7 protein-coding genes are annotated in these 5,560 nt (G+C 39.7%); 3 read left to right on the top strand and 4 right to left on the bottom strand.

Features of this window, described 5'->3' with window-relative positions:
• Both FTU00_RS15260 and mobQ read right to left on the bottom strand, forming a co-directional pair.
• On the bottom strand, positions 1 to 397 hold a 397-nt coding region (locus FTU00_RS15260), incomplete at its 3' end, for a RepB family plasmid replication initiator protein (protein ID WP_180087643.1).
• Positions 398 to 998: 601 nt separating this feature from the next.
• The gene (mobQ, locus tag FTU00_RS15255; RefSeq protein ID WP_065996350.1) at positions 999 to 2,417 is read right to left on the bottom strand and encodes a MobQ family relaxase; all 1,419 of its coding nucleotides are present in this window, start codon (positions 2,415 to 2,417) and stop codon (positions 999 to 1,001) included.
• Positions 2,418 to 2,626: 209 nt separating this feature from the next.
• Between mobQ and FTU00_RS15250 the strand changes: the two genes are divergently transcribed.
• Genes FTU00_RS15250 through trbL form a run of 3 tightly spaced genes read left to right on the top strand, consistent with a single transcriptional unit; the run spans position 2,627 to position 4,621 of the window.
• A complete protein-coding gene (locus tag FTU00_RS15250; protein ID WP_004919011.1) occupies positions 2,627 to 2,902 on the top strand; it encodes a hypothetical protein in 276 nt (91 codons plus the stop codon).
• A gap of 3 nt (positions 2,903 to 2,905) precedes the next feature.
• On the top strand, positions 2,906 to 3,694 hold the full coding sequence (locus FTU00_RS15245; protein ID WP_005071978.1) for an ANT(3'')-II family aminoglycoside nucleotidyltransferase: 789 nt from the start codon (positions 2,906 to 2,908) through the stop codon (positions 3,692 to 3,694).
• A 21-nt stretch (positions 3,695 to 3,715) separates the two neighbouring features.
• The gene (gene trbL / locus FTU00_RS15240; RefSeq protein ID WP_204832353.1) at positions 3,716 to 4,621 is read left to right on the top strand and encodes a P-type conjugative transfer protein TrbL; all 906 of its coding nucleotides are present in this window, start codon (positions 3,716 to 3,718) and stop codon (positions 4,619 to 4,621) included.
• Between the two features lie 21 nt (positions 4,622 to 4,642).
• On the opposite strand, the gene FTU00_RS15235 is transcribed toward trbL, so the two are convergent.
• On the bottom strand, positions 4,643 to 4,876 hold the full coding sequence (locus tag FTU00_RS15235) for a hypothetical protein (RefSeq protein WP_065996352.1): 234 nt from the start codon (positions 4,874 to 4,876) through the stop codon (positions 4,643 to 4,645).
• A 15-nt stretch (positions 4,877 to 4,891) separates the two neighbouring features.
• Positions 4,892 to 5,560, bottom strand: a 669-nt coding sequence (gene repM / locus FTU00_RS15230) for a replication initiation protein RepM (RefSeq protein WP_180087642.1), incomplete at its 5' end; no start/stop codon positions are given.

Raw genomic sequence — 5,560 nt, 5'->3', positions numbered from 1 at the left:
CATAACTGGTGAAATGCTTCTCTAGGTTGGTGATCAGTGGCACAACATCATCTGAAAACCTGATACGGACAAGGGCTTCATTTTCAACATAGGACACACGCTGTACCCATCGGCTCATAACATTCTCAAGATTGCCTTTAGCCGTTAATTTTTGGTAACTAAAGCGACGCTCAAACAAGTTTTTGCAAGCATCCTTTAAGACTTTGTAGGCGGTGTTTCTATGGACATTGAAATGGTTAATGTAGCTTTCTGCATGGATAGTTAAATCACGGTCACTAGGGATATTAGACTCCCTCGCCTCCAGTATTGCTAAAAGGATTAGGCGTTGTTCTGCAAGGTCTAAATTATAACTGGCATTGATCAGCGCATTATCCTTAACGACTAGGTCTTTTTTCATACATAGCAACTTATTCGAATTTTGTTGTTATAGCAACATTATATAACAATGTTGTAATATGCAAGATAAACGTTGCTATATTGCAAGATAAACGTTGCTATATTGCAAGATAAACGTTGCTATATTGCAAGATAAACGTTGCTATATAAAGTCTGAAACCATTGCTATATAAGGATTTCAGTCACCCTAAAAATTAAAAAAAATAAAAAAATTAAAAAAGAGGGGAGGGGTCAAAATTGCCCTATGTACTCGCTAAAGCTCGTACTTTATTGAAGCTCGCAAGCTCGCTTCGAGGGGCAATTTTTCGGTTAATCCTGTTTGTGAAATCTAAAAGCAAAAGCAACTATGAATTCGCTTCGCTCATAAGGCTTTATGCTCGCTTCGCTCGGTCTAGGTGCAGATTTCAACATGAAAATATAGATTTTCTAGGGTTCAAGTCATTTAAAAGCGGTTTTTCAGAGGGTCGAGGGTCGAATATTGCTAGTTCGCTCGTAGACACTCGCTCTGTAAAACCATGTATTGTTTAGATAATTTTAATAAACACCAAAAAGAATAGGTATATCTATGGTGCAAAATCATATATTTTGCACCATAGATATACCTATCTTGAACGTGGTCTATTCCGCTTTTCGGCTTCAAGCATCTTGTTGGCTTCTTCATGCTTACCTTGTTCACGCAAGGCTTTACGTGCAAAAAATGCCTGTTTTTCTTGTTCTTGTATGGCTTTGGCTTCTTGTTTTCGTTTTTCCTGTTCGGCTAACTTCCGTTGTTGTTCTCGCTCAAGATAATTTCTTGCTCGGTCATATTTAGCTTTTAGGTTTGGATTAGCCTTGTTTACAGTCAGTTTTGCCCGATCTGTATAGCGTTCAGGCTCAAATCGAGGGGAGTTATTCCTCAATTCTCGTTCTTGTTCTTCCAGCTGGTTCAACTGCTTCTGAATTTCAGCATTTGCTGTATCCCATTTTCCGCCAAAAAACAGGGGTCTTTTTCCTAGTTCTTCTTTTTGGTGTTTAATATCGCTTTTAGATAGCTCTATTTGCTCCAAAACAGCGTTTATTTGCTCGATTTCTGTTTTTTGGATAGATGACGCTATGTTTTTCGCTTCTGTGGCTATAGCGTCGTTATATTGCGAAATAACGCTATATGCAATTTTGGTTAATTCTTCAGGGGAACGTTGTTCCTGGTCTTTTTCTTTTTGGCGTTGTTCCTGGTCTAAATTTTCCCTGGTCTGTTCCAAGTCATGAACAAGGCGTTCTGTGGCTAAAATTTCTTGCTCAAGTCCTTTAATTAATTGGCGTTCTGTATTTCTAGCCTTAATCGCATCGTTACTTAAACTGATTTCAGTGTCCTTGCCCTGTCTGCGAAGTTGGGTAATTGTAGAACCCTCATGCTGTGTGGCTTCTAAATCTAAACCTTGCTCTTTGTAGCTGCGGTGATCGACACGCTCATGGCTGCCAACCTGTTCAAGAAATTGATTGCAGAGTTCCGCAAACTGTTGTCTCCAGTGTTCGACTTCTTGTTTGCCGTTGTCGTTAAATTCTCTCGTTTTTTTATCAAGGTCGCCTTGTTGGTTAATGCTGCGTGTAGTGAGCATGATGTGGGCGTGATAGTTGCGGTCATCACTTCCGCCTGCGGTATGTGGGGCATGAATGACTGCATCAACAACGACCTTATGACGTTCTACAATTTTTCCGCATAGCTCATTGAGCATCTTCTCTCGTTGTTCTTGGTTTAATTCACAAGGAAATGCAACTTCAAATTCTCTTGATAATTGAGAGTTTTTTCTAGTTTCAATGGTTTCGACCGTATTCCAAAGCGTTTCCCGATCTAATAATTCTTTTTTGGTGTTTTCAGGCGCATAGATATTTTTAAATTCTATGCCTGTTTTCTTCGTGTAATCCTGCTCTTTTCCATAGCGTTCATCTTTCAATTTTTCCCCTGATCTATATGCAGCACACGCAACAGCACTTCGACCATCTGATCGACTAATATTTTTTACTGAAAAGTGAAAAATAGCCACGATGTAAAGTCCCATTGACAAGTGTTTTTAAAAAAAAATTGAAAATTTTTTTTCGGGGTTAAGGGGTGTCCCCTTACGCACTCCAAACTTTAGTTTGGGAAAGTGCGCCCTTCGGGAAAACCCACAACAATCATATAGCAACTTGAAAGCAATGTTCAAGTGCGCTTATGATTTAGGGGGATTTCCTCTATTTGAAAGGTATGTTAAAGATGAAAATTGAGTCATTGGAACAACAAATTTCTAAGCAACAAGAGCGGTTAAAACAGTTAAAAGCTCAAAAACAAGCTGCTGTAGCTCGTGAACGTTCTAAGCAAAAAGAGTTAGAACGAAAGAATGATACAAGACGTAAGATTTTAATCGGCTCTTGTATGTTAAAAATCGTCGAAAATGACACTGTTGCTCATGAAAAGTTAATGGCTCAACTCGATAAATACTTAACCGAAAATCGAGATAGAGAATTATTTAATCTTCCATTAAAGGAGTGAGTGATGCCTGATTTAATTCAGTTAGAATATCTACAAGAAAAATTACAGCAGCTTTTAGCGGAATCATTATTTGCAATTTATCTTTATGGTTCAGCTGTTGACGGTGGTTTAGGGCCAGAAAGTGATCTTGATGTACTGGTCGTGGTCACTCAACCATTAACTTCTGCTTTACGTGAGCAGCTTGCACAAGAATTACTAAAAATTTCACAGCCTGTTGGGGAATTACAAAGGCCATTAGAAGTTACTATTTTATTAAAAGATGAGATTCAGTCTGGAATTTATCCTTTAAGTTATGAAATGCAATTTGGTGAATGGCTGCGTGAAGAGCTTAAAGAAGGTGGAATATTGAGCTCACAGAAAGACCCAGATATTAGTATATTGCTTAGAAAAGCGAGATCTCATCATACAGTTTTATTTGGGCCAGCTTTAAACCAATGGGCACCTGAAATTTCTGATCAAGAACTATGGCAAGCAATGTCTGACACTTATCCCGAAATTGTAGCGCATTGGGATGAGGATGCAGATGAAAGAAACCAGATTTTAGCTTTATGCCGGATCTATTTTAGTTTAGTGATGAAGGATATTGCTTCAAAAGACAATGCTGCACGATGGGTTATGTCTCAGCTTTCTGATGAGCAGAAATTCGTATTGCAGCGACTTATACAGGAATATAGAGGGGAAATCGGCAAACAAAATTGGCAAGAGGAGCATTATGCTTTGCAGCCTATTGTCAATTTTTTGAGTTCAAAAATTGAAGAGCAGTTTGAGCAGAAAAGAAATCTGATCACATAATAATTTTTTGATTCTGGCTTTATGTCATGGCTTTTGATGAACTCAGCAACGTTCGCTGAAGCGATTGTAAATAGCTTCAGGCAGGCTGCATCTACCGCCAGTGGCTACAGTCTGCTTACACCCTCAGATTTTTTTGTGAACGGCTGGAAGATCGTCCAAGAGATTTTAAACTCGGTAAGTGCTTGGTCGCCTATTGATTCATTGGGGATGCTGATTGCTTCAATCATTATCATGATTGCATTTGCCTTGATTTGTGCGTTCTTGGTTTTGGCGTTGGTTGAAATGTATATCGTGGTGTCAGCTAGTGTCTTAATGATGGGGTTTGCAGGTTCGCAATGGACGAAAGACTATGCCTTGAAAACTATTCAATATGCTGTTTCAGTCGGTGCAAAAATATTTATCTTACAATTGATTGCAGGTCTTGGACTTACTTTTATCCAAGAGTGGGCTACGGGCTTTAATGTTGAAGACAATGTAAGTTTGGTCGGTATGATTGGCTGTAGTGTGGTACTGCTGGCATTAACCAAAATTGTGCCTGATATGCTCCAAGGTGTGATTAACGGTTCATCTATTGGAAGTGGTGCTGCTTTAACTTCTGCCCTACGTGCTGTGGCTGCTGCGACAGCTGGCGCTGCTGCTGGTGCAGCTGGTGCGTCTATGGCTACAAAAGGCGCTGGAGCGTTGGCAAGTGAACAGCTTAAAACGGCTCAAGCAACTGGCACAGGCCCATCGAGTGCAATGGGTAAAGCTGGTTTTATGGCTGGTAATATGGCCATGAATATGAGTTCTGCTTTAAAAAGTGACCTTGGTAGTCGTTTAAGTGGTTCTACGACTGGTGGACGTATGGCTGGCTCGATGATGAATAAAGCAAACGAGCTACGGTCAAAACGATCTAAAAGCAATCAGGATGAAAACACTATCTCATAGGGCGAGACAGATTTTTTCTGATTATTCGCATTTGTTTAGTTGTTGTTTTATACGCTCAATCCTTGTAATAAGACCATCCACACAACTTTGATGACGTTCATAAAGTGGGTGGTCTTTATTCTGCCAGTTATCCAATATTTCTTTGGCTTCGATGTACTCTTGTTCTAGTTTGTATAGTTGACCTTTCAGTCCAAAATTATCTTTATTCCAGATAGCTAATAGCTCGGTTTCACTTAGTTTTGATAAATCAGTCATTAGTAATACTCCCATTTAACCTTTAAAATCTGTTTCTGTTCGCAATGCCTTGAATATGCGTTTTGCCGTTTCTTCTCGCACACTGGACGGGTCACGTAAAATATTGGCAATCCATATTGCAAATGCTTGATAGTCCTTATTCCCTGCTAGGTCGCTGATACTGTGGACTTTAGACAATACTGAGCTATAAGTATTTATCTGACTGTCTGACAAGTTGCAGAACATATCAACCGTGCTTGGATCTCGTTCATGGTTGATTGTTTTAGGCTTGGATTTCTGTTTAAAGCTGAATGAAAACCCAATGATTGAACGTCCTCGCTTATGTTGCTCGTATTCTGCCTTAATGTCGGTATGGTCGTTAATTTGTTGAATAGCAGGCTCTAATACTCGTCTTTTAAACGATTCCATCCGTTGATGCTCTGTGTCCAATACACCAAGTCTTGACCTCAATTCCTTAGTTTCAAGCATTGATACTTTCCCAGTGCTACGCCATGCAATTAGTAGTTCATATAAACGTATGGCATAGGCACTCGTTAGGCTACTTACCTGCTCCAGTTCATAACTGGTGAAATGCTTCTCTAGGTTGGTGATCAGTGGCACAACATCATCTGAAAACCTGATACGGACAAGGGCTTCATTTTCAACATAGGACACACGCTGTACCCATCGGCTCATAACATTCTC

This window comes from Acinetobacter sp. YH12041 (assembly GCF_013419975.1).
Classification (GTDB): Bacteria; Pseudomonadota; Gammaproteobacteria; order Pseudomonadales; family Moraxellaceae; genus Acinetobacter.
The sequence above is the reverse complement of the archived record's forward strand: the minus strand, read 5'-3'. Positions and strand labels throughout refer to the sequence as shown.

Bases quoted from the DNA above. Each gene is read 5' to 3' on its own strand.
- FTU00_RS15250 (WP_004919011.1), top strand. From the start codon at position 2,627: ATGAAAATTGAGTCATTGGAACAACAAATTTCTAAGCAACAAGAGCGG.
- FTU00_RS15245 (WP_005071978.1), top strand. From the start codon at position 2,906: ATGCCTGATTTAATTCAGTTAGAATATCTACAAGAAAAATTACAGCAG.
- trbL (WP_204832353.1), top strand. From the start codon at position 3,716: ATGTCATGGCTTTTGATGAACTCAGCAACGTTCGCTGAAGCGATTGTA.
- FTU00_RS15235 (WP_065996352.1), bottom strand. From the start codon at position 4,876: ATGACTGATTTATCAAAACTAAGTGAAACCGAGCTATTAGCTATCTGG.